The organism is Cuniculiplasma thermophilum (assembly GCF_052315355.1).
In the GTDB taxonomy this organism is placed as follows: Archaea; Thermoplasmatota; Thermoplasmata; order Thermoplasmatales; family Thermoplasmataceae; genus Cuniculiplasma.
On record NZ_JBLSDF010000017.1, the window covers coordinates 13620 to 38468 of the forward strand.

Genomic DNA, 24849 nt, shown 5'->3' on the forward strand with positions numbered 1-24849 from the left:
GATTAAATGAGCGATAATCAGATTTATTGGGAGAGATTTAGATATGCGTTATCTGGTTTCGCTTTCATCATAATTCCTTTTTTATCAATAGATTTTGTATCTTACCTAAACACAGCAGCTATTGTGAACGGGTGGATTTTAGTAATTGTGGGATTCCTTTTACTGCTATATTTTTCCTCACTGTTCAAGGGTAAAACAATTCCTAATTATCTTATTTATATAGGATTGATTTTATCAATTATTGAAGTCTTTTTTGTTGTTTCAACCATTTTTCCAAACGCCTATACTGATGAAATAATAATACAATATTATGCTGCAAAAATTTTCACAGAAGGTAAGGATCCTTACATAAATTCTAATATGGTAAATGTTTTTAAAACCATAAAACCAAATCCAATTTATGTAACGCCCCAATTGAACGGTGGAATTGTAAATTATCTGCTATATCCAGGAATGTCAGTACTCGCCTTTATTCCAGCGGCTTACTTTGGCCTTCCAGATTATACGGACCTTTTTGTAATATCAGTTCTATTGTTTTTAGTTGTCTTTTGGTATACCAAGAAGAAAGATATGCTAGATTCATTACCTTTTCTGGCTCTTCTATTAGCTCTCGATATAAGCTTTTTTGGATTTTCTGTCGGAGGTTCCACGGACGTTTTATGGGTATTTTTCCTCGTTTTAGCCTATATATATAAGGATAGACCAGAGATTTCCGGTTTTTTGTACGGTCTTTCTCTGTCATCCAAGCAGATTGCAGTGATTGTGCTACCCTTCTTTATGTATTACATGTTCAGAGAAAAGGGAAATTCTTGGAAACAGATGTTTTCTTTTTTTGCATTGGCCGTCATCTCATTTCTTCTGAGTAACTTACCTTTCATAATTATGGGATATCACCAGTGGTTGAGAAATATCGTTGAAGCTGAATTTCAACCTGTTATTGGAATTGGAGTGGGTTTCTCTGAGGTGGTCTTCTCCGGTATAATTAATATACCTTCAAGGGTCTTCGCGGTACTTTTAATTATGACCATTGCTATTATGCTTGTTATTTATATACGATTCTATGATAAATTGAAATATGCATTTTTTTCATTTCCAATAATTATCTTTCTTTTCAACTATAGAGTTCTGATGGGTTACATAATTGATTGGGGAATGCTGATTATATTAACATATGCTGATTTCGTTTCAGATAGTAAACTAAACGATAATAAAGAGCAAAAGTCATCAAACTTCTGGGAAGGAATAAATGACACAGGGAAGAAAATTAAAAATTATCTTTCAAATACTGTCAATTCAACAAACCTTAAGGCCATATTAGTAATATTAATTATTTTTGTGGCAGGTATTGGTGGAACTGTGTATGTGCAATATACATCTCCTCCAACGAATGTTTTTGTTATCAATTCCATAACAAACATGAGCTCCCCACAACAAATTCCATGCTCAATTACAAGTATGGATGTCAACATTACCTACAACCCAACTGAGGGTATGTCAATAAACACTCCTGTATTTTTTAGGATATTAACCAATAATGCTACTGAAGGGAATTATAATGGATTAATATGGAAAACGAATAAAACTATTTCACCTGGTCACAATAACATTCAGATAACCCCAATAAGTTCCGTTGATATAATTACGAATGCGTCTATAATAAGAGTGCAGGCATATTACGACCTTCAAAGTAAGTTTTTCACAGCTAAGACAAATTACACATCAAAAACTGGATTTTCAAATTATGAAATGGATTTTCCTGAATATAAAACCGTGGATCCCTACGTGTCATGGGCATATGTATCGGCTCTGCCCAGCAATGATACTTTTAATTATATTCAAATAAATGGCAAGCAGATTTGGACAAATGGATTCAATCTAACACTTTATACACCTAGGCTTAAGGATGCTACGAATGTATCCATAAACAGGGCTTATCTTATTGATCCATATGTCAATTTAACATATCTCGCTAGAAATAATGCAATTCTCAGATTTAACTATAGTATATCAGGAAATGGTACCAATTCATCTCAACTTATTAGAGAAAATTACAGTGCTCTTCAAGGGATAGAATTTCTTTTACCAGATCAGTCTTCTGTTTTCATAATATTGGAAAAGAATCAGAGCGATAATATTAGGCAAATTATGAGTAACTATTACATCTTTCAAAGAAGCGGTAGCGTAAATTTTACGCAGGTTTTTAATCTTGCACATCTCCTGGATTCAAACCTGAATGACCTAAATAATATTTCTGTAGAATATTTCGTTGAAATGGGCAAACCTGGTTCATCTTACTTTAGCGCCTGGAACTTTTATCTTTCTTAATTTGCTTAATATCTTGGCCGTACTTGCAGTGATGCCTGTAAATACCGAATGGTTTTACCAGTTCCATGCAATATGGACAAAATGAATAGAACTCCCTTCTTATTATGAAATATGCAGTGGATGAGATTGCAATAATTACTCCAGTTTCAACCATCATAGGTAAATAATCAATTTTCGGCCCCGGCATTGATACAATTACTTTCTCACATTTCGTATAGAGAGATACGTTTATTTCTTTAATACCGTACCTGTCCTTAATAGTTAAAGATGTTATACCATAAGGAATCCGCAATGTTATATTGTCCTCTTTAAATTCAAAGGTCAGATTATCGTAAGTGATGTGATAATTATTTACGCTTGATAAAATGATGATATTTACATACCCATAGGTTCTAGCGAATTGAATGTCTAATTTTCCATGTTCCATACAGAACTCAGCACTTTCAGGATGATAGAGCGAAGTATTTTCTACTCTAACAACTTCTTTGGGCTTCAAAAGGCCAATTCTCAAATAAGTTGTGGACGTTTGATACATCCTGTTATTAACTACTATACCCCAAGTAGAATTACTCGGGAGACCACTCTCTTCCAGTGAGTAATTAAAATAATGTGGTGGAACCTGTAAAGTGAGACTTTTTTGAACCTGAATCGTTTTTAGACCGTTGAAATATTCTATTACGATATAGGCATATAACTCTGTCCAATTAAAGGATGATTCTCTTTGAAGAGTTTCGGACTGAGTGTTCATTAAACCAGTTTCCATCTTATTGTAATAATCTTCATCAAAAGTTCGATTTTCACCATAAGTAATACCATAGGACAGAGAGACATTCTGCGAAACATTGTAAAAACTCTCCTCCATGAAATGAGTATTGACTGTTGTGTTGTTGTATTCAACGCTTATTGATGAATATATCTGAGATGTGAAATTTAATGAAATATTGAATACAAATTCATGAATTGCCATAATTTTTGAACTGTTGATGGAGAAAGAGTAACTCCTGTTGAAAATAAAAACATTAAAATTGTTAAAAATTTCAAAATTATTGCTCATATTTAGCACCATAACATAAGCGCTGATACGGCCATTTGCACCGTAGGAATAGTATTTTTCAGGCAATTCAACTTTCACTCCATTATTTCCAAATATGGTGAGATTTGAGAGATTCACAATTTCAGTTAAGTTGTGCATATCACCCCTTAATATTATGGAAGTAAACATCTTGAGGGTACTTCCCTTTTCAAGAACAACCGGGGAATTGCTTAGATTTAGATCACCGGTCCAGTCTAAAAATGTGGGATTTATCATAAGGATACTGCTGTTATTTGTCCCGATCAATCCTGTTTTACTACAGTTTGGTATTCCATCATTCTCAAAATTCCCAGATTTACCTTTAATAATGCTATTAACAACAATTAATTTGCTTTGTGAAACCATGATGAAGTTGTGTGTAATTCCTGTATAGTTCAGCACGCTTGTTGAGTATAGTGCCAGCTTTGCTCCCCATATTGTGATATTTTGCGGTTGAGATGCGTTTATGTATCCCCAGAAGCTTGAATTGTTCTGAATCCTGCCAATGTACAAAGGTTTCTTTAATAAAAATCTGACTTTTTCAAAACTTTGATTTCGTTCCAGGGTAAAATTTTCCTTTAAATTCAATGAATTTGAGGGCGACATGGAAATTGAAATATTCTCATTTAAAGTGGCTGTGTAATTTATACTCATTAAAATTATATCTATTGGAAATTCACTAAAGGTTTCTCTTTTTAGGGTAAACTTTACAGGCAAATATCCTCCTGCAGGCTGCCCATTTTTGCATACCTGTCCAGTTAAATACCTCTGACCTCCAATTTCGATTGCCGATGTTGTATTCAAGGTGGAATTTATTATTAAACCATGAACAAATGAAAATTCAGTTCTTATATGGCCTCCAAGGAGTTTGGAATTTTCCATGTTCAGAGACATATTATGTAAGTAAAATGAACCAGAAAATTCGAAAATAGAATCCACAATAGCAACATTGATGCCCGTTACCGTGTTACTGATTTGAACTGGACCACAGTTTGATTCTAAAATTTCGTTAAATATTGTGATGTTGGTAGATATACATAAATTATGAGTTGAATTACCGAGAAAAATTACGGTATGGTTGGACATTAATGTCTTATTTAGGTTGTTTATAGTTAAATTCCCATTTATATAGACCATCCTATTACTGTTAGTATAAGGATTATCTTCCAAATGATTAAAATTAACGTCATTAGGATTATTATGTTGAGCCACAATAATTGGCGATAACAAAACAAGTATGATAAGGAGTAAGCCCGTGATGTGTTGTGTGCCCATTAAATACCGGTTGTTGAATAATTTTAGATATAAAATTTCTTAGAACTGTTGAATAAATTGCACCCTTAACCAAAGTATTATTGCTATTAATGTGATTGAATTGTATTATTTTTATTAGTGTAAGAATAATCTGAAAGATTTTTTTTGAATTAATAGAAAATCATCGATTCTCTTATTTCAAGTTCTTATTGAGATAGGATAGTTTGGATTTATTTTCAATGAAAAGAACTTAGACTATATTTTATTATCCACAAAAGGCTTGATAGATGGCCTTATCTTAGTCCAGATTTCGCTCCTCTGAGCTAGATACTTATTCTCATCCTCAGTTATGCTTATCCGGAGTGGTTTTTGAAAGAAGTCAAATCTCTTATATTCTCCTAAAATAATAGATTCGAACATTGCTTCCATAAATTGTACATAATTGTTTTTTTCCTGTTTCTTCACCTTTGGTTCTCCAGTCTTTGACGAAATGTAGGCTGCAATAAGGATCAACCGCTCACTTATGTTTTTTCTCTCAGAATTATCAGCCAGAATAAATAGGTCCTTGAAGCCATAGTTACAACCTACGGTCATATCTCTTAGCAAAGAAACTTTTTTCACCCTGCTTAGTCTCCGGTATTCCCTCTTCTTCTGAATCTGTGAAGGGCGGTATTGTATGAATGTATCCATTGTTTTTCTTCCTTCTGTTGGATAAAAAAGGATGCCGTTGTTTTTTGAAATTCTTGTAAAAAATTCTAGATCCTCAGATACACGCAAATTCTTCCAACCATGATTTTCTTCTATTATGTCCCTTGGTATGATGATTAATTCTGAAAACAACATTCTCTTTTCTCTTTGCCTCACGAATGAATATAGTAGATCGGCATAAGATATTTCATATACTTTTTCAGGGTTAAACAAAACTACATAATTACCACTGGCGTTTTTAAATGCCTCGTTTTTAGCTGTGCCTCTTATTAGACCAGGAGATTGAATTATCTTTAGCTCCACACTTGTCTTTTTTATTCCTTCCACTGCCTGAGGATTTATTCCGTAGAAAGTGTTATTCATGATCAGGATCTCGTATTTTAAACCAGTTTCTTCAGCTATGTCAATTATACTTTCGATTGATTCTTCCAAAAGTGTATCCCGACCAGAAAAAATGCATATGAAACTTAATTTCACGTTAAACTTCTGAGTTTTTCTTAATTCGTAAAATCTGACCTGCTGTGAATAACTTTCTGGCACTATCCGGAAATGTGCAATACAGTGATAAACTTTTGTTAAGAATCTACACTTTCTATTTTCATTGCATATTTCAATATGATCGAAAAGAATAAATTTCCAGAATTTCAGTGGAACTAATACTATCATATTTTTAAACATTTATCTTTAAGACTGAAATAATCAAGGGAACTTCAACTCAGTTTGAAAATAAAGCAGGAAGATTCAAACAGCAGGATAGTTAAAATCAATGACCTGAGAAATACACAAATCATTTCAAAATAAATTTATATATTTGAAGTTAATTTCATATTAGTAAAGTGAATTTCATGAACGATACCAATAGGAAAATTCTGGCATTATCAGTAGTCGTAGTTGTGATTGTAGCAGGGCTTATAGTCTATGATGCCTACCAGACTCATCCCAGAAAGGGGATAGTAATCGGTGTTAATACAAATAACATACAGGGAGTAAAACTTACGAAAATTGTTTCCCTTGATCCAGCAGCAACAACGACCCTATATGCTCTTGGTGCGTACAAGTACCTTGTTGGTGGTAACAGTTATGACTCCTATCCTCCAAACGAGAATCTTCCCAATGTATCTGATTACCCGGCAATGAGTATACAGCAAATAGTAAACCTCTCACCAGATGCAGTAATTTCATTTACAAATTACTCCCAGAGTCAGATAAATCAGTTACTTTCCCTGGGAATTGATTATGTTTTTCTTTCATCGGGGACTAACACAAGTTTTAATCTCATAGAGCAACAGACAACACTTCTTGGGGAACTCACCGGAACCCAGAGCAATGCGTCGATCATCAACAGATGGATAAATCAGTCTCTCAATGTGTTCCACAATATAAGTGTACCACAAGTATACTCAATGTTCTATGCTCTTTATCCAGGTTCTCACGGTACATGGACAGCGGGTAATGAAACTTTTATGAACCAGATTTTTGAATATGCGCATATGAAGAATATCGCCGCCAATCAGACAGGATATTATGAAATTTCAAACGAAATCATTGTAAGCGGAAACCCTCAGGTATTAATTTTAGATCAATACTTCAACACATCGTTAGTTAATGAGACCCCATACATACAAACGTCTGCCTATAAGACACACAGGATATACAGCATATTCAATGATAACGTATTTCAGGAACCAACATTTAGATGTGTATACGGAGTTTCCTGGCTCTTATATGAAGTATATGGAATAAAAGCAAACCTTCCAGCTTTTCCCATATCCCTTCAGTACAACCCTGAGCCAAAGCAGGTTCAATCGGAGTAGTATTAAAGATGTTTAGAAACAGGCTAATCTCGGTAAATCTATTCGAAAATAGAAGAAGAGTAGGGTATTTTCTAATCGTTGTATTTTTTATGCTATCCGTAATCTTTTCTACGCTGGTTGGCCCTGTTTCAATTCCGTTAAAATATGTATTTGAATCCTTTTTATATCAAACTGGGTACCACAGTCTCTCTGTTCCTTTTAAGTATTATGAAATAGTTGTTGTTCTTCGGGAACCTGAAATCATAGGTGCAGCAGCAGTGGGTGCATCTCTGGCAGTAGGAGGTGCGGTTATACAAAGCATCTTTAGAAATCCAATTTCCGAACCATATATTACAGGGGTTTCTAGCGGTGCGACATTTGGCGCCGTAATTGTAATAGTATTTGGTTTCTATTTTTTTGGGAGTTATTCACTTCAATTTTCAGCCTTTCTTTTCTCCCTTCTCACTGTAGGAATGGTTTATGGAATGTCAATGAGGAGGGGAAGAAGCCCACCAGTGCTTATGTTACTCACAGGAATTGCAATCTCCCTTTTCATGACCTCCATAGTTGCCCTTTTGCTATATAGCAGGCCCAATATGGAAAATGAGGTCTTTTTCTGGCTTCTAGGATCCTTGCAAGGGATATCATGGAGTGAAGATATGATTGTTGTACCTCTGGTCATACTCTCTTCGATTATCCTATTTTCAATGAGCAAGGAGCTAAACGCCCTTCAGATGGGTGAGGATCATGCAAGATCGGTAGGGGTAAATGTTGAAAGGACAAAGGCAATGGCAATAATCATATCAACCATTTCAGTTTCCGCTGTTGTCTCCATAAGTGGACTTATAGGTTTTGTAGGGCTTATTTTTCCCCATGTATCCAGACTGATTTTCGGAGGTTCAAATAAAAACGTGATACCTGCCTCTGCAATGCTAGGCGCAACATTTCTTATTCTAAGTAATGATCTGGCCCATAGTATAGTAATTGGCGAAGTTATTCCCATTGGGATTATTACAGGAATCATAGGAGTGCCATTCTTCATGCTTCTTATGATGAAGATTTCCAATCGTGGTTATTATGACAATTGAAGCGAAGAGTCTAGAATTTAAAAGAGGTTCGCTTAATATCGGTCCCATCGATCTGACACTCAGTGAGGGTGAAATACTATCAATTTGTGGTAAAAATGGTTCAGGGAAGACAAGCACAATTAACGTTCTATCGGGCTTGAACAAATACGAATTTGGAGATATAAATATCGATGGAATAAGTATCCGTAAGATGACACAGAGGGAGATATCAAGGAAAATAGCAGTAGTCAAACAGGAAATACCAGTGCCTATGAGTTTCACCGTGAGAGACATAATGGAAATATCTGCTTTTACAAGGGGGGACGATGAGGCTTCAATGATCGAGGCACTATCCATATGCGCCATTCCTCATTTATTGGATCGTGATTTTTTGACGCTGAGTGGAGGAGAAAAGAGAATGGTAATGATAGCGGCAGGTATATATCAGGATTCCAGGTATATATTTATGGATGAACCTTCATCCTTTCTAGATATAGATAAAATTTCATCGCTAACAAGTATACTGAAAAACCTAAAAAAAATGGGAAAAGGAATAATAGTTGTGATTCACGACATAAATTATGCATCTAAGGTTTCGGATAAAATGGTTTTAATGAAGGAGGGGAAGATTATGGATTATGGCGAAACAAAACAAATACTGACAATTGAAAATCTGGAAAAGACATATAATGCAAAGTTCCAGATGTATGATTCCCCAGAGGGAAAACGGTTCTTTTCTGACTCTTAAATTATAATTATGATAACGGCATTAATTTAATTCCGATTCTCTCTCATTTCGTTTTCAATGGAACTTATCAGTGAGGGAAGGTCCTCTACGCTTTTTATATTATATTTTCTTAATGTTCTCCAAAGGGTTGTGCTAACATGAACATTGTTCAATAAGAGCAGTGATTCTATTCGTTCCCTTAATTGCCTTCCCTTTTTGTCGAAATCAGTCAACATTATGATTTCCTCATACTTGCTTGATATCCTCATACAGAATTCATGTATACTTGTACCATCGTTTATCTTTATTATGTTTCCAGTAAAACCGATTTTCCTTAGAGCGTTAATATCATGAATGCCTTCCACGATTATTGGGACTTGAATGTTTCTCTCCTTTTCCAATTCGAGAATACTAAGCAACCTTTGATCGCTCAATTCCAGTACCTCCTGTTCTTCGAAAAATCGTTTTCAGATCTAATTATATTCTGAATGAGATCATCATCGTTCAGATATCTCACCGATAGAAGCCTTGATGCGGTTTCTGGGCCTATTCCCCTTCCTGCTAGAACCATCAATGCATCTCTCCCTCTCTCCCTTACCAGATGTGCAGATTTTGAAAGGGCGTTTTTCTCCTTGGCAGTAATTTTATCCTGCGAAATGGCTTTGATAATAGAATCCTTTTCATATGGAGATATTGCAGCAACCAGTGAACTTCCACAGTTTTTACACTTTGTGTTTTTTATGTTTAAGACTTTGTCGGTGTGAGTCCAAAAACATCTGGTGCATATAAGAGTAATCTCCTCATTCAGGAGCCTTTCCCTTATGGAATCAACTATTGCCTTAGTTGGCTTAAGTGGTGCTATTCTTTCTGAATAATGGGTTAAAAATGTCTCCGTACCGTCTGAAAATCCATTCTTTGTCACAAATTCAATCTTATCCAGGCTCTTGAGAAAATTATTGAGTTCGTCTATATCCATATAGTCATACATCATTTTCCTTACAGAATCTCTGTAAAGAATTGTGCTCCTGTATGAGTCTACAATTTTCTCCATTCTAATTCTTGACATGTCTGCATCTTTCTTTATTATACCAAACTTTCTTGCTTCATATAGGAATACACCATTGAAAAACCTGGATCTTCTGGCAGTATTTTCAATAGTTGATATTAAATCCCGGTTAGAGAGGCTCCTGATAGTCTTGACGATTTCCTCAGCCCCGATCTTCATGGAAGATCGTAGATATATATGATAGGGGGAATAATCGGTCTCAACACTTTCTCCTGTGAATGCAGATATTATTGAGGCCATAATTTCAGAAAGGGCGAAGTTAGCCTTTGTACCTAGTAAAATTTGAATTATGACCTCATTTCCCTTTGTTTCAACTATAACCCGATCTATCAGACCTATATCGTTCATATACCACTGGGCAAGTTTTTCTGCAGATTTTTCTTCCAAATTCTTACTTATTACTTTCATTCTTCTATTTTCAGATACCCTAAAAGTTACGTCTGGAAGTACTGGAATATCTTCTCCAGTCCATTTTGGTGTCAGGGCTGCAGTTCTGAATGGTTCTACGAGTATCTTATCCTCGTCCAAGCGTATTGTTCTCCACGTTGAACCTCTTATTACAAAATATGATCCAGGTTCTATCTCGTTTAGAACATATCTTTCGTCAAGTGTTCCTACAAATTTCTTTTGTATTATATCGATTACTCTGTAATTCTTCTCGCTTGGTATCATTGATATATTCCCAATAAAATAATCAAGGGAACCATACCCAGGAGTTACATTACCATCCTTGTAATGAATTCTTCTGGAATCATTTAGAAATATCAAAAGTTCCTCATATTCCTCATAGCTAAGATTTCTAAATGGGTACGCTTGGTGTATTAATCTATAAAATTCAAGACTGTCAAACTTTCTCAATTGATGCACTCTTAACAAAACCTGATTTGCCAGAGTGGCCATTGATTTTTCCCTTATGAGTACGGGCTCAAGAACACTTTCCTGTATTTGATTTACTATGGCATTTGCCTCTTCTAACTCAATAATGTCGGTGCAGAGAATGATTCCTTTTGAGATGCTTCCAATCCAATGTCCTGATCTTCCTATTCTCTGAATCAGTTTATTTATCTGCCTTGGAGAATTGAACTGAATTACAAGATCCGCCGTACCAATATCTATACCCAATTCCAGTGATGAGGTGCATATCAACCCTTTGATCAGGGATGCCTTGAATTTTCTTTCTGCCTCTTCCCGTATATCCCTAGACAGTGAACCGTGGTGAACCATTACTGGTATATCACCATAATAGAGAGATAGACGGAAAGAGATATCTTCTGCCACACTCCTTGTATTAACAAAGACAAGAGTGCCTGAATGACTCATGACAAGATCGTGAATTCTTTTTATAGCACCTGCATAATCTGGATCACATCCCATTTTATTGGAAACCTCCTCTGGAGCCTTCTCTGGAATTTCCACAAGAAAGTCCATTGATTTTACAAGACTTGTGTGAACAATTTCCACAGGATCCTGAGGAGATAGAAATTTTGATATTTCTTCAGGATTCCCAACTGTAGCTGAAAGACCTATTCTCTGAAAGTTCCCTGCAATTTCTTTCAGCCTCTCCAGACCAATTGATAGTTGTGTTCCACGCTCGTTTTGAGCCATCTCATGGAGTTCGTCTACTATGACGAATTTTACATTTTTCAATGAATTCGACATCTTCTTGGAATTCAAAAGTATCTGAAGGGATTCTGGTGTTGTAATCAGAATTGGTGCCGGATTGTCTCTGATTTCTCTTCTCTCATTCTCAGAAATATCGCTGTGTCTCACCTGAACCTTAAGTCCAAGGCTTTCGCCATACTTCTTCAGACGATAAAGCATATCTCTGTTCAATGCCCTAAGAGGGGTTATGAATATGCAGCTTACTGGTGTGAGGTCTTCAGATCTTATGCGATCAAGAATTGGAAATATGGCTGCCTCAGTTTTTCCGCTACCAGTAGGCGAGATGAGAACAGCATTCTTTCCGGATCTAACAACTGGTATGAATTTTTCCTGAGCTTCTGTAAGATTTTTAAAACCTTGAGATTTCACAAAACGAGCAAAATCATCTGTAAAAAAATCAGAAAAATTAATTCTTTCGTCCATTCCTTTCACTTATTTAATTATCGTCGTCATCATCCATGTCATCGTCGTCATCATCATAATCCCTTTTCCTGACTTGGGATACCATGGCTTCACCTCAAAAAGGAAAAAATATAGTAGTATAAAAACCTTTTTTCCTGTATTCTCGTATGTATAACATCTTATCCACAATGTATAGATAAGTGAACTGGATCCTTGGAAAGAATGAGGCTTTAGTGGGACAATAACCAATAAACATCAAAAATAATAATGAATTGGTTTTTCTCTAATTAGCCAAAATCCCGGTAATGGATATATATACATCATTGTTAAATAGGGATGAATAATTCTTAATTATGACATGGCAAAAAGTCGTTGGAATTAAGGCTATTGAAAACGCAGGCGGACATCTAAGCGCAAAGGTTGGAGATAATATTATATTCTTTACAAAGAACAAAAATGGCCTGCAGGCAATGAATGCAGTTTGCAGCCACGCAAAATGCATACTGGGAGATTATGATGAAGAAAAAGATCAGGTTAAGTGCCCTTGCCATCATGCAATTTTCGATCTTGGGACAGGAAATATGATTCAACCACCCTCTGTAGCACCAAATAGTCCAATGGAAAAACTCGGTTTGAAGAAATTTAATGTGAGAGAAAATCAAGGATTTATAGAAGTTGAAATATGAACTTTAAAGCAAAACCAATTTTCTTAAATTTTGGAAATGCTTTAACAAATATTAAGAAATGAGTAAACATTTGGTTATATATGATCAACAGAGATCTTGCTATTCAGATTAAGAATCTCATGCCATCAAGGGTCAGAGATACAGATCAGCGTTCTCCTGTATCCATGTGGAATGAAATGGACAGACTCAGGGGAAAACCTGAAAATACTGCTGTTGTTATATTCAGGACAAGGGGTTGTGCATGGTACGATTTTACATCATGTTCAATGTGCGGTTATTTTAACGACGTAAATAGCAATGTGACTCCTGAGGATCTAATGACACAGATAGACAAATTAATGGAATTTTTAACAGACCAAAAGGTGTTAAAGGTATTCACCTCGGGAAGTTTCCTTGATTCAAGAGAAATACCTGAAAAAGTTTTTAATTACTTTGTTGAAAATGTTTCAAAAAAGATTGACAAACTTCTGATTGAATCGAGAACAGAATTTGTGACCAATTCAACGATGTCCAAATTGAGGGATTCAGGCATAGATACAAGGATTGCCATTGGAGTTGAAAGCACAAACGACAAGATAATAAGAGAGAGCATAAACAAGGGAACAACATTCAAAAAATTTCTGGATGCTGCGTCCATTGTGAATAAATATGATCTAGAGTTGAGATCATATCTTCTTTTAAAGCCCCTATTTCTAAATGAGGAAGCAGCAATAAGGGATGCTAAAAAATCAGTTTATGATTGTGCTGCTGTTTCAGATGATATTTCTGTAAATCCAATGAATATACAAAAAAATACCCTGGTTGAAAAAATGTGGAAGAAGGGTTTATACAGACCTCCGTGGCTATGGAGTGTTGCCAGAGTTCTTCTCGAAACAGAGGATGCAGAGGCGGAGGTTTTGAGTTATCCTACAGGGGCAAATATGGAGAGAGGTGCACATAACAATAAGAAAGATCCGGAACTTCTGAAATTAATTTTTGAAGCCTCCCTGACGCAAAATTTTGAAAAACTTGGAGAATATTACGAAAACTCAGATCTTACAGAATACAAAGCGTATATGGATGTGGAATCTTCCATACCAATCTCCTATGATATAGACTCCTTTATAAGAAAGATCTCAAGTGGATCGGTGAGCGTTTGAATGGTTGTAAAGGGAGAAAGAGACATAATAAGAGGAATAATGAATAAGGGCGGAGTAAAAGAGTCTTCGGACGATTGCTCCTACACAAGGATTGGAGACAGTTACATTCTTTCCACAACCGATTCGATCACCCCCCAGAATCATATTCCAGCTGGTGTTGATCCTTTTGAAGCTGGCAAATTTTTTGGATCTATAAATCTTTCTGATATTGCCGCTATGGGTGGCACCCCTTTGTCATTTATGGCTGCCTTCCTTATAGGGGATGATATGGACGAGGATTACCTTGAACAATTTTCAAGTGGCCTTGGAAAGATACTATCTGCCTATAACACTGAATATATAGGTGGCGATACGAAACCTGGCAAATCCACAAGCTTTGCAGGTTTTTGCATTGGAACCGCAAAAGAAGGAGAGATAACATTCCGAAACAGGATAGGAAAAAACCAGATATTATGCATGACAAATGAACTGGGAAGAGTTGGATCTGCTTACGTGAATTATATAAACGGAGTCGATGTTGAACAAAATGGGAATGAGATAGTGGATATAAATCCACGAATTTTGGAGGGACAGGAAATCGCGAGATCCGGAGGTAAATTTATGATGGACATGTCAGATGGACTTTTTGGATGCCTGAGTCAGATGAAACGGGACTATGGATATGGTTTCCGAATAGTGGAAAGTGAACTTCCTTTTCACGAATCCGTGGAAAAGACATCTGAAAGATACGGCCTTTCCATGACCGAGATAGGATGCAATATAGGTGGCGACTACGAACTCCTTTTTACCATTCAGAATGAAGATTATGGGAAATTTTCAAAGACCATGGAAGAGAAGGGAATAAAAGTGAGCTATATTGGAGATGTCTGGGAGGGAGATAATTTAATATTTGACGGAGAAAGATGGGCAAAAATTGAAGGAAAAGGCTGGGAATATTTCAAATAGAAACTACATTATTTCTATGTAAACCTTCTGATCCTCGATCTCCCACAATCTTCCCTCAGATTTATCGTCCATAGATGTGTTGATTGTCTCGGCAAGAGTTTCTGACATTATTTTGTCTCTGAATTTTTCCACTGCCCTTATGATTTTCTCCTCAGCGTGTATGGCCAAATCAATTTTTTCATCATACTCAAGATTTTTCTCCTTTCTCATTACCTGAATCCTTCTTATGATTTCCCTGCTCAGGCCCTCCATTTCCAGTTCCTGATCAATCGAAGTGTTCAGATAGATTGTCAGATCACCTTCACTCTCCTTTACAAAACCTTCAGCTGCTCCAGTCTGAAACTCCAGGGCATCTTTTGGTATTTCTATCCCTTCAAAAGATATGCCGGCCGTTTTCATCTTTTCGACTTCCCCTGATTCATTAAGCTCTTTTATGAATCTTTCAAATTCAGAAAATCTTGATTTAAGAATAGGTGCTGCCTTTGAATTTATAATTTTTATAAATGCCCTTTCAGGTTTTTCTGACTGACTTATTATTTTGATGGATCTTGCATTCATCTCCTCCCTGACAGGTTCCAGATCGGATTCTGTGAGATTTGCTGACATTACCAACAGCTCTCTTACAGGTTGCCTACCCTTAATGCCTGCAGTCTGTCTTGCTCTTCTTGTCAGTTCAAGAGCCAATCTTGAGACACCAATTTTAGATTCTATCTTAGTGTCTATAAGATTCTCTTCCGGTTCCGGATACATTGTCCCGTGGACACTCAACACGTCAGGATGCAGTTTTCTATATATGTATTCAGAGGTAAAGGGCACAATAGGAGCCAGAAGTCTGCACACAACATCAAGGGAATAAAATAAGGTTGAATAAGCCTCGGTTTTGTCCTTTGATAATTCCCAGAACCTTCTTCTTGATAATCTCAGGTAAAAGTTAGAGATATCATCTATAAGATCAGAGATTAGCCTCTGCGCGTCATGGAACTCAAAGATGTCCATTGATTTTCTGCACTCTTTTACAGTGGTATTCACTCTTGAAATGAGCCACTTGTCCAGTATGTTGGAACTCTCCTTCAGCCCATCAAAGGTATAGTTGTCCAGATTGGCGTTGGAAGCAAAGAAGCTGTATATATTTACCAGTGTACCGAGAATCTTTGTTTCATTCTCTCTTACAACCTTTTCGATGAGGGGTTTAGGTTTCCAGGGTGCAGAAGTAAAAAAGAACAACCTTGAGGCGTCTGGCCCGAAATCGTCCATCATCTTCATAGCCAGAACACCGTTCCCCCTGCTCTTACTCATCTTTTTGCCCTCTGAGTCCAGTATAAATTCTGCGCAAAACACATTAGAATAAGCATTTGTCTTGAAGAGAATTGTTGATAAGACATGAAGAACATAGAACCAGCCTCTGGTCTGATCTATGGCCTCCGTTATGAATGATACGGGTAGTTGAGGTACATCTCCCTTAAATGGGTATTCCGTTGCAGCATAGGTTGAACTTCCAGAATCGAACCATGTGTCTATCACAAAGGGTTCTCTCACCATTTTACCTCCACAGTCAGGACATTTCATTGTTATTTCATCCACATAGGGCCTGTGGAGTTCCTTTGGCCTTGGCATTCCGGATCTCTCCATCAGCTCCTGTATTGACCCTATAGCTTCCATATGTCCGCATGAACATGTCCAGACTGGAAGAGGTGTACCCCAGTATCTGTTTCTCGAAAGGTTCCAGTCTTTAGCATCCTCTATAAAATTACCGAATCTGCCTTCCTTCAGATGTGATGGAATCCAATTCACATTCATATTGTTTTCAACCAATTCCTTTCTATAAGCTGAAACCCTGACAAACCAAGCATCTATTGGATAATAAAGTAAGGGTGTCTCGCACCTGTAACAGAATGGATAGGAATGCTCATATTTCTCGGTTCTGATGACCAAATCCTTAGACTTAAGGTACTTTATTATATCTATATCTGCATCTTTTACGAATTTTCCATACCATGGAAGCCTTTTATCGTTGAATTTTCCCTGCAGATCGACTGGGTTCACAAGTATTAACCCTTCTCTTTTTCCAAGCTCAAAGTCATCACTACCAAAGGCTGGTGCAGTATGAACTATTCCCGTACCCTCAGTGAGATTGACATGATCTCCATGAACAATTCTGCAGGCATTATCGGGTAGTTCGATGAAGCTTATGGGCCTCTCATATTTCAGGCCTATCAATTCCTTTCCACTGTAAGTCCTTAAAATCTGGTAATTCTCTTTCAATACCTTTGAAACTAGGGCAGAAGCAATTATGTATACTTCGTTTCCGTACTTCACATCCGCGTATTTTTCATTCTCATTTACTGCAAGAAGCATATTCGAAGGCAATGTCCATGGAGTTGTGGTCCAGGCTATTGCATACCTTCCATCATCATTTATCTTAAATTTAGCGTATACAGACGTATCTTTGACATCCTTATAGCCCTGAGCAAGTTCGTGGGAACTTAAAGTGGTTTCACACCGGGGGCAATATGGAGATATTCTGAAATCCTTGTATAAATCTCCATTACTGAACATCTTCTTCATCGCCCACCATTCGCTCTGAATGTAGTCATCTCTCAATGTGATGTATGCATTATCCTGGTTTATCCAAAAACCAAGACGTTTATCCATTGTGTGCCATTCGTCTATATACCTGAACACGCTTTCTTTGCAGTATTCATTGAATCTATCAACACCAAAATCCTCTATTTCCGATTTATTTTTAAATCCAAAATGTTTTTCTGCTTCTAGTTCAACTGGTAGTCCGTGGCAATCCCACCCTGCATCCCTGCGTTTTATGTTATAGCCCATCATGGTTTTATATCTTAGGGCAGTGTCCTTTATTGTTCTCGTGAGTGCGTGACCAACATGTGGTCTTCCGTTAGCCGTGGGAGGGCCTTCAAGGAAGATGAAAGGAGATCCGTTTTCTCGCATTTTTTCTATTTTTTGAAAAACACCTAAATCGTCCCAGTACTTACTTATTTCTTCTGCAAAGTCCTTGACTTTTTTACCCTGTGGAATTAATTCGAAAGCCATACGCAACATTACCTAAATTATAATTCCATTAAAAAATTGATCCTGACCACGTAAATCTGAATGAAACCTATATAACAATTATTAAGACCTACAGAATGTATTTGTTCAGGTCATGATGAAAATTTTCTACAAAATTCCTGTTCAGATTTATTTCAAAAAAGTATTTACTGAATTTAAATTCAACCACAAAGTTTCCAAGCTTTAAAAAAATATCTAAGGCTATTGGAAAAACATGATCATTATAAAGGATCAAAGTAGTACATAAAACATCATAGCTGATTTAGCAATATTTTTATGCCGGGATTGAAAATAGGTCTTAAAAATGAATATATTTAATAATATTATTTATATTATCAAAATGTTTATAATGTTATAATAGTTATAATTTGCATGGAGAAGTATAATCTTCAAAGCATAATTGATAAAACAATGGCAATATTGGATATGAAAGGATTAAACGATGAATTTTTCCAAAATCTGGGAATGAAGAGGGTCAAAATAGAAGGTATCAAAGGATACGTATCGCCAATTAATTCAGAAAAAGTAAATCATGTTGGGATTGCTGATCTGAAGGAGACAGAAGCCGATTACACAATTGAAAAGGTAATAGATTTTTACAAGAAAGAAAACAAATCATTCAGCTGGATTATAGGTCCCACAAGCAGACCTAAAGACCTTCGTGAAAGGCTCATAAGATATGGATTTAATTACGATGAAGAAGGATCTGCCTTTGGTATGGCAATGAGAACGAAAGACGTCGATTTGAAAATAAATCCAGCCTTTGATGTTGAAAGTGTTTCTCTAGACTTTCTTAATGAACACATTGATTTGATGGTGAATTCTTTTGGAATGGGTATGGACAATAATGCTGCAATGGCAGTGCTAATGATGGCGAGGGCACTGAATTCAACAGAGAGGTATGGAGATCAGATAAAGGCATATGTTGCAAGAGAAAAAACAAGTGGAGAGTTGGTTGGATTTTCCATTTTGGAACTTGATATAGAGGATCATTTCGGTATTTTAGATGGAGCTGCAGTCATGCCAAAATACAGGGGGAGAGGTATTTATAAGAACATGGTGTGGGCAAGAGTAAAAGATGCTGAGAAACTCCATATTGAATATCTCATAATTCATGCTATGAAAAACACTTCTGCTCCAATTTGTGAAAGATCAGGCTTCGAAAAAATGTGCGAACTAAACAGTTATTCCTATAAAATATCATAGAATAACTGATCGTCCCATAATTTATTTTAAAAGAATTTGACATAGGGACCCAGGTGTTGTATAGTCATGAAGAATACGTCTGCAGGAACATTTTCATAATCTCATAGATATGTTTATAATATGAACCAAATGATTTATCATTCCCATGCCCTTCTACTAAACATTATGGTCTTCCATAATAATATAATTCAGTTGCCGAAATGATAGCCTTATTTAACGGAAATGAAATAATGTTAAGGATACATAATAAAAATAATAAAGAATTCAAGAGAGTACTTAAGTCTCATAATTTTCAATGGCGGATGAAAGGCAATATGATGCTACATAATATGCAATTAAAAAAACAATAAAAATGTAGTATTGAAATCCATCGGAGACCAAACTTTCCGAAATATGAAGGATTCATGGGATGTTGGATTCAGTATTTATCCTAACCAGACTTTTCCTCATTCTTTAATCTCGAATCTCAAAGATACTAAGACTATGTTGTTATATTTAAGAGAATTTATGATGAAACCAAATTACACATCGAAATGAAGCAAAAAATAGAACGCAATAGAGTATGGGGCTGATCGGATTCGAACCAATGACCACCTGGTTATGAGCCAGGCGCTCTACCTAGCTAAGCTACAACCCCAGTAGATTGGCAATGTCAAAATTTCACTTAAACTTTTCCAATAGTGTAAATGACTTTTACTCGTTTTTACCTTGATTTGTTTCTTCTTATACTCCCATACTTCATGATGTAGATGAATAACCAGACAATCAATGCAGCTGACCAAATGGATAAAAAAATCACATTTTCTGTTCTGTTACCGGGATGCCCAGCATAAATAAATATAATTATAAGCAGTAGTGAGAAAGAAAGTAAAAACCCCGATTCACTTTTAGTGGTTCTCATCGTATAACAACATAGTGTAAAAATATAAATATATTCTCCTTTAACGCCGCCGGTCGGGTTCGAACCGACGACCGCTCGCTTAACAGGCGAGTGCTCTACCAGCTGAGCTACAGCGGCTTGTTTTGGTTAATTAAAAGGTGGCAATTAAGTTTTTCGAATTATGAAAAGGTCTGCAATACCAATTACCTCTATTTTGAACAATTTGATCTATTCCCACAGTTTAAGGGAATCTATATCAAAACCAACCATCTCACATAACTCTTCATACATTTTCCTTATCCTTTCTGCGGCTTCCGGGAGCCCTTTTTCATTATACCTCTTTATTTGATCTTTTATACTTATACGTCTATTGCCTTTAACAAGATTATCTGCCGTGCAGACTATCTTTTCCTCCAATGTACTTGGCATCAGTCCTCTCCTTGGCATATTTAAGGATGCAGCTTCATCATCAGTAATTCCTCCTCCAATATGTCTCAAAACGACGTTTTGTACCCTCTTGGAAATTCTATCTTTCTCTAAAATTTCCTGACCAGTGATGCCGTGAGTTATGCTATTATCAATAGTCCTGCCTATATCATGAAGCAGGGCTCCGGCTGAAACCAGATCATAGTCGCATTCTATTTCTTTGCATATTTTATGAGCGACATATTCTACAGCAAGACTGTGATTTATCAATTCTTCAGAAGCACCGTGCCTCTTCAAAATTTCAATACAGGTTGATTTGTTGGGAACGAATTCTATTGTCTTTCCCTTTTCATTTGGAATTATTCTTGTTTGACCCCACTCATTCGTTTGAAGCTCTTTACCCATATATATTCTATCCAGCAATATTGCCAAAGCTGATACTTCACTTATTGGTTGTTGAGTGACTGCAACATTTAAGGAGCTTTTAGAGTAAACAATACCCGGTACCTTCTCTGCTCCCACAAAAATGTATATATGATCATTTTTATTTGTTAATTCCCTGATTTTGTCTTCAACATCCTGGATAAGTTGACCATACATCGTAAGATGTATAAATTTTGGCTCATTTGAAAGAAATTTTTCCAAAGAATAACCTGATTCTACTTGAAACTGACCACCAAAATTTTCAACTACACGTTGTATATTTTCCTCAATACTCCTATCCGGCGTATCTATAAGTATATTACTCGCTCCAAATGCCCTTGCCGTAAGCGCCACATGAGTAGTAATTCTCTTATCTCGGGCGGGTCTGTGACCGTACCTGTAAATGCTAAGTTTGGCTGTCATTCTTCAAGAACTTTTTCTATTTTAAAACCTTTGATTTGAAGGTTTCTAGATCTTTTCACCAAACCCTTTAGGAGGGTTTGAGATACACCTAATTTTTCTGCTACTTCCCCAAGGAAAACTCCTTCACCAGATGTCATCATTCCCTCTATTTCCTTCTCGTATGATTCAAGCTGAGATTCAGATAGAGTAGTAGCATATATAATATCCGCCAATTCGGTCATTGTACCCATAAGGTTTATCTGCACATTGTTATAGAATGTGTGATAAGCCTTTTCCGGACCATTTTCACCAGTCATCCATTGGCTTTCCAGCATTTTAATCTTATCCAGGTAGAGAAGAGCCCGTTTTCCTTCAATACCATATTTTTCTTGAATTTTTGGCAAGGTAATCCAGCTTGTGGAAAGATCGATAAGTAATTTTCTTTTTATATCCGTATCAGATGCCCTGAATATTGATACAAGCTCTCCAGGGTCGTTTATAACTTTAATTCGTCCTGCCATCTATAAGGTATTTCTTTAAGCTATATTTCTATTGCTAATTTTTCTTATGCTTATATGGTATAACCGACCAACTTTGCACCAATTGTAAAACATGGAATTAAACAGATATAGATAGAAATTTTTCACGGCCAAAATTTGAATTGTTACTTCCTTATAATGTGTTGGAAAATCTCTTACATAATGTTTGCCCCCTTATGGATGGTAAAGAAAGCAGCATTAATTCATAGTCGATGAAATGGTGTTCTGGATTATCATAAATTTACTAAAACAGAGAATATGATCTAAATTCAATCTGGGTAAATATTGGATCCAAAAATGAAGAAACAAAATATCCTGCAAAATGCCACATATTAAGATTTTCAATCACAGTGTCGTATTTCTAAAATTTAACAACATGCGAGAACCGGGATTCGAACCCGGGTTAAGGGCTTGGGAAGCCCCTGTGATAACCACTACACTATTCTCGCTCTGGTATTTTGCGTATTGGGATGTCTTATAAAAAAATTACGAGATGTGAAACCTTTTGAACTGAGGTTTTAAGAAAATAAATTAAAAATTAAATATATATTTTTAAAAAATTTACTGGTATCCTCAGTACCAGCCTCTGGCCTTCATAGCGTCAGCTACTCTCTGAACAGAGATAACATAGGCTGCTGTTCTTGGGTCGACCTTGTATTTGTCTGATGTTTCAAGAACCGCCTCTGCCGCAGCAGTCATCTTCTTGTCCAGTTTCTCATATACCTCTTCCAGAGTCCAGTAATATCCCCCAACATTCTGTACCCACTCAAAGTAAGATGTTGTAACACCTCCTGCATTTGCAAGGAAGTCAGGTAGAACCAGAACCCCATTCTTATAGAGTATTTCATCGGCCTCTGGTGTTGTTGGTCCATTTGCAAGTTCCAGTATAATTTTTGCCTTTATCTTTGACGCGTTTGATCCGGTTATTTGGTTTTCAATTGCCGCGGGAATAAGCACATCTACACCCAGCTCTAACAGTTCTTCATTTGTTATGTTCTTTGCGCCGGGGAAATCCTGTACAGTGCCGTGCTTCTGCTTGTGGGCCATTAGCTTGTCAAAATCAAGACCACTTTCGAGATAGATTCCTCCCTTGGTATCAGAAATGGCCACTACCTTTGAACCGAAGTGTTCCTTGACCAACTTGAGCGCAAATTGTCCTGCGTTTCCAAAACCCTGAACTGCAACGGTTGCCTTTGAAAGATCAACACCTTTCTTTTTAGCTCCCACCTTCAGGACGTACATACCTCCCTTTGCTGTGGCATCCCCTCTTCCCTGAGATCCACCAAGAGTCAGGGGCTTTCCAGTAATAACGCCCGGAGCTGATTTTCTAACAATATTTTCATATTCGTCCATCATCCATGCCATGATTTGAGGAGTTGTATAAACATCTGGAGCAGGAATATCAACTTCGGGACCAATGAATTCTCCAAGGGCTCTCACATATGCCCTGCTCAATCTTTCAAGCTCACCTGCGCTCATTTTCTTTGGATCGCATATAATTCCACCCTTTGCACCACCCAGTGGTATATCAACAACTGCTGTTTTCCAAGTCATCCATGCCGATAGAGCCTTGACTGTGGAAAGAGTCTCTTCTGGATGGAACCTTATTCCCCCTTTTACAGGACCTCTTGCATTGTTATAATGCACTCTGAATCCAGTAAAAACCTTTACCTTTCCGTCATCCATTCTTACAGGCAGGCTGACCTGAAGAATCTGCTGAGGGGTCTTTAAAATCTCGAGAGCTTGCTGGTCAAGTTTCATAACTTTCGCAGCCTTTTCTAATTGCTTTACTGCAATATCAAACGGATCTAAGTCTTCAACCATTTAATCACCTTATGGTTGCAGGGATATGCTTTACAAACGTTTAAACTTTTTAACCTTTTTATGCTCACTTTTTAAAATGAAATGATTATGAAATAAGAAAAATAATATTTTGTTTATGCTCAATCAACATATGCCGTAGCTTCTAATTCAACCAATGCATCAGGATTTGGAAACGAACAAACAATGGTTGTCCTTGCAGGAGGATAATCTTCAAAATATTCATTGAACAATTTATTCATTTCCTGGAAATGAGATGGATTTGAAATATAAACAACCATTTTTACAATATTTTGAATCCCTGATCCATTGGCTTCACATATTTTTATTATATTGTTCATGGCGTTTCTAAATTGCCCGGAGAAGTCACCCTTTGTTTTGTCATTGATACCCAATTGCCCTGAGAGAAACAATAAATTGCCGACCGATACTGAATGTGAATAATTCCCCGCTCTGGGCATATCTGATAGGTTTAGTCTTTTAATTCCCATGAACTAGGATTGCTCGCGTATTTATACACATTTCTCTGGGGATAGTTAGATAGTTATACTCTCCAATTACCCAAGTAATTATTAAAAAATTTTGGGAATTGAATAATGTTCCATTCATTCCGAATTATACTATTTTGAGGAGAGAATATCATTAATGATTTCTTTTTCTAATCCGCGCCTTTCAAATGGGAATATTCTGACTCCCTCTCTATCAAATATTATTTCTCTCTCCTTCTTTTGATTTATAAATAAGTCAAAACTAAGTGACAGAACCTTTTCAAAGTCCGAAGGGATATCCTCGATAACACCATCTTCTCCATTTTGATCCAGTTTTACTTCCGCAAAAGAATACTTAAGATCAAAATTTTCTAGATGTATATCTCCGCCATGGGAAGCTGATAACATATTATATAATTTTTGAAGTACCTCACGTGAATTCTCTGCCTTAATCTTTGCAGATGACTCAAGTCTTTTCTTCCTATTTTTGTCGAACATAATTTCCTTATAACTTTCCTTATAATAAGATATTGTCTCTATTTTGATCTTTCGGGATTAGCAAAAAAATTTTTAAATTTATAGAGTGGAATGGGAAATTATTTCAGAGGATTTCGAATAACCACCCTAATTCTGCTATCTTCGTTCTGTAGTTCGTGATTTTCATTGCAATATGAACAATAACAGCATTTTCAAGTTCTATTTATCCAGATTTCCCTTGTATTTCATGTAAATCTTCATAGCTA

The 24849-nt window shown here is 36.4% G+C and carries 18 protein-coding genes and 3 tRNA genes; 8 read left to right on the top strand and 13 right to left on the bottom strand.

Annotated features, from left to right (window positions below; translation table 11 throughout):
- The first annotated feature begins 6 nt into the window (after positions 1-6).
- Positions 7-2325, top strand: a complete 2319-nt coding sequence (locus ACNF42_RS04215; RefSeq protein ID WP_443339285.1) for a hypothetical protein — start codon at positions 7-9, stop codon at positions 2323-2325.
- On the opposite strand, the gene ACNF42_RS04220 is transcribed toward ACNF42_RS04215, so the two are convergent.
- Together ACNF42_RS04220 and ACNF42_RS04225 are read right to left on the bottom strand one after the other, a co-directional pair.
- Positions 2297-4483 carry a hypothetical protein gene (locus ACNF42_RS04220; protein ID WP_443339287.1) on the bottom strand — a complete coding sequence of 729 codons (2187 nt, stop codon included), beginning with the start codon at positions 4481-4483 and terminating at the stop codon, positions 2297-2299. The two genes, ACNF42_RS04215 and ACNF42_RS04220, sit on opposite strands and share 29 nt — an antisense overlap.
- A 423-nt stretch (positions 4484-4906) precedes the next feature.
- Positions 4907-5899, bottom strand: coding sequence for a glycosyltransferase family 2 protein (locus ACNF42_RS04225; RefSeq protein WP_443339288.1), 993 nt, complete (start codon positions 5897-5899; stop codon positions 4907-4909).
- 305 nt (positions 5900-6204) lie between these two features.
- Here ACNF42_RS04225 and ACNF42_RS04230 point away from each other — a divergent pair, with 305 nt between their 5' ends.
- Genes ACNF42_RS04230 through ACNF42_RS04240 form a run of 3 tightly spaced genes read left to right on the top strand, consistent with a single transcriptional unit; the run spans position 6205 to position 8967 of the window.
- Positions 6205-7173 carry an ABC transporter substrate-binding protein gene (locus ACNF42_RS04230; protein WP_443339289.1) on the top strand — a complete coding sequence of 323 codons (969 nt, stop codon included), beginning with the start codon at positions 6205-6207 and terminating at the stop codon, positions 7171-7173.
- Positions 7174-7181: 8 nt separating this feature from the next.
- Complete coding sequence (locus tag ACNF42_RS04235) at positions 7182-8240, top strand: FecCD family ABC transporter permease (protein WP_443339291.1); 1059 nt, start codon at positions 7182-7184, stop codon at positions 8238-8240.
- Positions 8230-8967 (top strand): ABC transporter ATP-binding protein, encoded by a 738-nt coding sequence (locus ACNF42_RS04240; RefSeq protein WP_443339292.1) that lies wholly within the window; start codon positions 8230-8232, stop codon positions 8965-8967. Before ACNF42_RS04235 ends, ACNF42_RS04240 begins: the two co-directional genes overlap by 11 nt.
- A 26-nt stretch (positions 8968-8993) precedes the next feature.
- On the opposite strand, the gene ACNF42_RS04245 is transcribed toward ACNF42_RS04240, so the two are convergent.
- Together ACNF42_RS04245 and ACNF42_RS04250 are read right to left on the bottom strand one after the other, a co-directional pair.
- Positions 8994-9380 (bottom strand): toprim domain-containing protein, encoded by a 387-nt coding sequence (locus ACNF42_RS04245; protein WP_443339294.1) that lies wholly within the window; start codon positions 9378-9380, stop codon positions 8994-8996.
- Positions 9377-12097: a DEAD/DEAH box helicase gene (locus ACNF42_RS04250; protein ID WP_443339296.1), complete on the bottom strand. Its 2721-nt coding sequence runs from the start codon at positions 12095-12097 to the stop codon at positions 9377-9379. Before ACNF42_RS04250 ends, ACNF42_RS04245 begins: the two co-directional genes overlap by 4 nt.
- A gap of 332 nt (positions 12098-12429) precedes the next feature.
- Here ACNF42_RS04250 and ACNF42_RS04255 point away from each other — a divergent pair, with 332 nt between their 5' ends.
- The 3 genes from ACNF42_RS04255 to ACNF42_RS04265 all read left to right on the top strand — a co-directional run bounded on the left by ACNF42_RS04255 (position 12430) and on the right by ACNF42_RS04265 (position 14846).
- Positions 12430-12762, top strand: a complete 333-nt coding sequence (locus tag ACNF42_RS04255; RefSeq protein ID WP_443339298.1) for a Rieske 2Fe-2S domain-containing protein — start codon at positions 12430-12432, stop codon at positions 12760-12762.
- Between the two features lie 80 nt (positions 12763-12842).
- The gene (locus tag ACNF42_RS04260; protein ID WP_443339300.1) at positions 12843-13901 is read left to right on the top strand and encodes an archaeosine biosynthesis radical SAM protein RaSEA; all 1059 of its coding nucleotides are present in this window, start codon (positions 12843-12845) and stop codon (positions 13899-13901) included.
- Complete coding sequence (locus ACNF42_RS04265) at positions 13902-14846, top strand: thiamine-phosphate kinase (protein WP_443339302.1); 945 nt, start codon at positions 13902-13904, stop codon at positions 14844-14846.
- Positions 14847-14849: 3 nt separating this feature from the next.
- Here ACNF42_RS04265 and ileS read toward each other — a convergent pair whose 3' ends face one another.
- The gene (gene ileS / locus ACNF42_RS04270; RefSeq protein ID WP_443339304.1) at positions 14850-17903 is read right to left on the bottom strand and encodes an isoleucine--tRNA ligase; all 3054 of its coding nucleotides are present in this window, start codon (positions 17901-17903) and stop codon (positions 14850-14852) included.
- Between the two features lie 390 nt (positions 17904-18293).
- Here ileS and ACNF42_RS04275 point away from each other — a divergent pair, with 390 nt between their 5' ends.
- Positions 18294-19127 carry a GNAT family N-acetyltransferase gene (locus ACNF42_RS04275; protein ID WP_443339306.1) on the top strand — a complete coding sequence of 278 codons (834 nt, stop codon included), beginning with the start codon at positions 18294-18296 and terminating at the stop codon, positions 19125-19127.
- A gap of 563 nt (positions 19128-19690) precedes the next feature.
- Here the strand turns inward: ACNF42_RS04275 and ACNF42_RS04280 are convergent.
- The 8 genes from ACNF42_RS04280 to ACNF42_RS04315 all read right to left on the bottom strand — a co-directional run bounded on the left by ACNF42_RS04280 (position 19691) and on the right by ACNF42_RS04315 (position 24604).
- Positions 19691-19764 (bottom strand) — tRNA-Ile (locus ACNF42_RS04280).
- 308 nt (positions 19765-20072) lie between these two features.
- Positions 20073-20145, bottom strand: a tRNA-Asn gene (locus tag ACNF42_RS04285).
- Positions 20146-20235: 90 nt separating this feature from the next.
- Positions 20236-21279, bottom strand: a complete 1044-nt coding sequence (locus ACNF42_RS04290) for an HDIG domain-containing metalloprotein (protein ID WP_443339307.1) — start codon at positions 21277-21279, stop codon at positions 20236-20238.
- Positions 21276-21779 carry an ArsR family transcriptional regulator gene (locus ACNF42_RS04295; protein WP_443339309.1) on the bottom strand — a complete coding sequence of 168 codons (504 nt, stop codon included), beginning with the start codon at positions 21777-21779 and terminating at the stop codon, positions 21276-21278. The genes ACNF42_RS04290 and ACNF42_RS04295 overlap by 4 nt, the downstream gene beginning before the upstream one ends.
- 395 nt (positions 21780-22174) lie before the next feature.
- Positions 22175-22246: transfer RNA gene (locus ACNF42_RS04300), tRNA-Gly, on the bottom strand.
- Positions 22247-22370: 124 nt separating this feature from the next.
- On the bottom strand, positions 22371-23621 hold the full coding sequence (locus ACNF42_RS04305; protein WP_443339311.1) for a Glu/Leu/Phe/Val family dehydrogenase: 1251 nt from the start codon (positions 23619-23621) through the stop codon (positions 22371-22373).
- Between the two features lie 119 nt (positions 23622-23740).
- Entirely contained in the window at positions 23741-24109 is a 369-nt protein-coding gene (locus ACNF42_RS04310) for a RidA family protein (RefSeq protein ID WP_443339313.1), read from the bottom strand.
- A 129-nt stretch (positions 24110-24238) separates the two neighbouring features.
- The gene (locus tag ACNF42_RS04315) at positions 24239-24604 is read right to left on the bottom strand and encodes a hypothetical protein (RefSeq protein WP_443339315.1); all 366 of its coding nucleotides are present in this window, start codon (positions 24602-24604) and stop codon (positions 24239-24241) included.
- Positions 24605-24849 lie beyond the last annotated feature (245 nt).

Bases quoted from the DNA above. Each gene is read 5' to 3' on its own strand.
- ACNF42_RS04215 (WP_443339285.1), top strand. From the start codon at position 7: ATGAGCGATAATCAGATTTATTGGGAGAGATTTAGATATGCGTTATCT.
- ACNF42_RS04220 (WP_443339287.1), bottom strand. From the start codon at position 4,483: ATGTCCAACCATACCGTAATTTTTCTCGGTAATTCAACTCATAATTTA.
- ACNF42_RS04230 (WP_443339289.1), top strand. From the start codon at position 6,205: ATGAACGATACCAATAGGAAAATTCTGGCATTATCAGTAGTCGTAGTT.
- ACNF42_RS04235 (WP_443339291.1), top strand. From the start codon at position 7,182: ATGTTTAGAAACAGGCTAATCTCGGTAAATCTATTCGAAAATAGAAGA.
- ACNF42_RS04240 (WP_443339292.1), top strand. From the start codon at position 8,230: ATGACAATTGAAGCGAAGAGTCTAGAATTTAAAAGAGGTTCGCTTAAT.
- ACNF42_RS04250 (WP_443339296.1), bottom strand. From the start codon at position 12,097: ATGGACGAAAGAATTAATTTTTCTGATTTTTTTACAGATGATTTTGCT.
- ACNF42_RS04255 (WP_443339298.1), top strand. From the start codon at position 12,430: ATGACATGGCAAAAAGTCGTTGGAATTAAGGCTATTGAAAACGCAGGC.
- ACNF42_RS04260 (WP_443339300.1), top strand. From the start codon at position 12,843: ATGATCAACAGAGATCTTGCTATTCAGATTAAGAATCTCATGCCATCA.
- ACNF42_RS04265 (WP_443339302.1), top strand. From the start codon at position 13,902: ATGGTTGTAAAGGGAGAAAGAGACATAATAAGAGGAATAATGAATAAG.
- ileS (WP_443339304.1), bottom strand. From the start codon at position 17,903: ATGGCTTTCGAATTAATTCCACAGGGTAAAAAAGTCAAGGACTTTGCA.
- ACNF42_RS04275 (WP_443339306.1), top strand. From the start codon at position 18,294: ATGGAGAAGTATAATCTTCAAAGCATAATTGATAAAACAATGGCAATA.
- ACNF42_RS04290 (WP_443339307.1), bottom strand. From the start codon at position 21,279: ATGACAGCCAAACTTAGCATTTACAGGTACGGTCACAGACCCGCCCGA.
- ACNF42_RS04295 (WP_443339309.1), bottom strand. From the start codon at position 21,779: ATGGCAGGACGAATTAAAGTTATAAACGACCCTGGAGAGCTTGTATCA.
- ACNF42_RS04305 (WP_443339311.1), bottom strand. From the start codon at position 23,621: ATGGTTGAAGACTTAGATCCGTTTGATATTGCAGTAAAGCAATTAGAA.
- ACNF42_RS04310 (WP_443339313.1), bottom strand. From the start codon at position 24,109: ATGGGAATTAAAAGACTAAACCTATCAGATATGCCCAGAGCGGGGAAT.
- ACNF42_RS04315 (WP_443339315.1), bottom strand. From the start codon at position 24,604: ATGTTCGACAAAAATAGGAAGAAAAGACTTGAGTCATCTGCAAAGATT.